Here is a 2,860-nt window from a genome sequence, read left to right as displayed (position 1 = left end):
GTCCCGCCCCTGTCGACCAGTGGGCGGGACGGCGGCATCCTGTCGTGTTAGCGCCACCCGGCGCGTTCCGGCGCCTTTAACGCGCTTAGCGCGTCACTATCCAGGACAGGCTCGCGGTCAGCTTCGCGCGCAGCGCGGGGTCCGCGACGGCCGGGGTCGGGTCGGTGGCGACCGCGGTGAGCACGTGCGGCCGGGAGCGCGGCCCGGTCAGCTTGAGCTCGGCCAGGTCCAGTGCGGTGCGGCCGCCCAGCCGGGGCAGCTCCTTCCCGTCCAGGTACCAGCGCAGCCGGGTGCCGGCCACCGGCAGGTCGACGGTGAGGCGGTCCGCGGCGGTGAGCCGACTGCCGTTGGCGGTGGGGCTGGTGAGCGGCGTGGCGTGGCGGTAGAAGCCGGCGATCATCGCCTCGCGCCCGGGCAGGTTGAACTCCCGTCCGAGCGAGCGCATGATCGAGTTCTCGGTCGGCCGGTAGAGCCCGGTCGGGTAGTAGCCGCCGCCCTCGTACGCGCCGACCGTGCCGCCGTCCGGCGAGGCCTGGCCCAGCCAGCGCGACCACTTGGTGCCCTGCTGGCGCATCCGGTCGGCGGTCAGGGTGCTGATATTGGCCTCGGTGGGCTCACTGCCCTGGTACGTCCCCTGGCCGTCGTACGCGTACTCGTCGGCCAGCTTGCCCAGCGAGTGCCCGGTCTCGTGCACTGCGATCTGCCCGGACTTCGCGTTGCCGCCCGCTACGGTGGCGATCCCCTCGTAGCCGAGCGGGGACTTGACGTCGTTGTAGCCGGCACCGCCGTACTTCGTGCTGTTGGCCACCACGAGCACCAGGTCCGCCTGTGGGGCCTTCGCCGCGTACGACTCGACCGCCTTCTCGTCCACGCAGAGCAGCCGTTCCACGCCGTCGCACCAGAAGTACGAGCCCAGCGCGGTGTGCCGCACCGTCCCCTGGTCCGGATCCCCGGTGACCCCGGACTCGGGCGATATCGCGGACACCGCCCAGACGTTGAACAGCGCGCGGTAGCTGGCGTAGGGCTCCACGGCGGTCATCTCGCGCCACTTCTGGGCCGCGTCCGCGCGGAACTTGTCCTGCTCCTGCGCGGTGTAACCGTCGCCGATCACCACCACGTCCAGCTTGGCGGCCGGCTCCCCGTTGCGGACCAGCGCCGTCACGTCGCCGTCGCCCCGCATCGGGGCCACGCCCTGGGCGCGGTCGGCGAGATAGGGGGAGACGGCCGGGGCCTGGGCCCGGGAGATGCCGCCGTCCTCGGCGAACACCTCCACCTGACGTGTCGACGGCTTGTCGCCCGCCGGACGGTTGTCGCCCGCCGGACGGGCCCCGGCGGGCGCGGCCCCCAGCACCGCACCGGCGAGTACGGTGGCGAGTAGGGCGGTGGCGGTTCTGACGGTGGTGCGGTGCACGGGGGTCCTTCCGGAGGGAACGGTCTGTGGCCTGCTCCCTTCCCATGGCGATAACCTGACAATCCTGCGTCAGTGCAAGCCGATTCCCGAACCCTCCGGTCACGCACCGGCCCGGGCCGGCCCGAAGGACAGGCGGCCGACCACCGCACAGGCCGCGACGGTGCTCAACCAGGCCAGGACGGCGACCGTGATCGTCACGGGGAACGACCACTGGAACGCCCCGATGAGGACGAGGGAACCGGCGAACGACCCGACGGTGAACACGATGCTCCCGACCTGCACCACGTCCCTGAGGCCCTCCCGGGACCGGTGCAGACCGTGGACGACCGCCGCACTGCCGACGCCGATCAGCAGCGCCACCCCGAGGACGGGCAGCCAGGGCAGCTGAGGCTTCACCGCCCGGTGGCCGCGGTACGAGATCTGCACGACCTCGCCCTTCCAGACCCCCACGTCGATCGTGGTGCCGACCTCCACCTCCTGGAAGAAGGGCTCGCCCACGTCGTACTCGTCGCCGCCCGCGCTCTCGCGCACGACGACCAGCTTGTACGAACTGAGGTCGTTCTCCCGGTCGGTGTCCACCTTCTTCTTCACGACCCGCCCGCTCTCCAGCCGCAGACAGTCCGCACCCGCCCCGGCCGCCGACGTCCCGCACACCGGGGCCGTCCGGTACGCCACCGTCACGTCGTACGTGCGCACGAAGAGGAGGAACCCGGCCACGACGGGCACCAGCCCCGCCAGCACGATCAGCACCCGCCCCGCCGCCCGGAGCCGCGCCGCCCGCCTGCTCGGCTTGATGACCGGTTCCGTCCCGACACCCATCGCGCCCTCACCCACCCCACGACACCTGCCCGTTGCAGCCGGTGCTGATTCCCGGTCGCGGACCGCATGATGCCAGGGAGCACCGGCGGGCGCCTCCGGGATGCCGGAGCGGCCGGGGCGCCGGAGTAGTGGGCTTCGAGCCCGTGTACGTCGAGCTTGACTGGTACGACGGTCCGCGCAAGGGGCTCACCACCGTCGACGGCGTATCCCACCAATTCCAGTGCCGCGATGCCGACTTCACCGTCGCCCCGACCTCTACCACGCATGGCCCGCGGACGAGCGCGCGATCGCCATGGAACGTGAACAGTGGGCCGCCTAGGTCGAGGGGCGTGAGGCTCCGGCACCTGTACGGGGCCGCGAGTTCGGACGGATAGCGCGATGAGCCGGAAGCACGTGAAGTGCCCGGCTCATTCGCGCTTTTGGTCTTCGTGCGGTGCGTGCTCTTCTTCTCTTCCCAGGGCCCGGGTTTCCGGCTCGGATTGACGGACTGGTGTCCGCTTTTCCGATCCCGGGTCTCGTGCTCTCTTCTTCAGCTTGTTTTTTGTGTGTTAGGGGAAGATGTTTTGGCCGGGGGTGAGGGTGTGGGTGGGGTCGTAGGTGTTTTTGGCGTTGGTGAGGGTGGTCCAGTGG

Annotated in this window: 3 protein-coding genes; all 3 read right to left on the bottom strand. The window is 70.8% G+C overall.

Features of this window, described 5'->3' with window-relative positions; genetic code table 11:
• Nucleotides 1–85: 85 nt before the first annotated feature.
• Nucleotides 86–1,411 (bottom strand): M64 family metallopeptidase, encoded by a 1,326-nt coding sequence (locus tag ACFU7Z_RS38365; RefSeq protein WP_380782749.1) that lies wholly within the window; start codon nt 1,409–1,411, stop codon nt 86–88.
• 99 nt (nt 1,412–1,510) lie between these two features.
• A complete protein-coding gene (locus ACFU7Z_RS38360) occupies nt 1,511–2,230 on the bottom strand; it encodes a hypothetical protein (RefSeq protein ID WP_380782747.1) in 720 nt (239 codons plus the stop codon).
• A gap of 548 nt (nt 2,231–2,778) precedes the next feature.
• Nucleotides 2,779–2,860 (bottom strand): hypothetical protein (locus ACFU7Z_RS38355; RefSeq protein WP_375873872.1); only part of this gene is annotated, 82 nt, incomplete at its 5' end.

This window comes from Kitasatospora sp. NPDC057518 (genome assembly GCF_042802075.1).
Classification (GTDB): Bacteria; Actinomycetota; Actinomycetes; order Streptomycetales; family Streptomycetaceae; genus Kitasatospora.
Note: the sequence above shows the minus strand (reverse complement) of the source record. Positions and strands in the feature narration are given on the sequence as shown.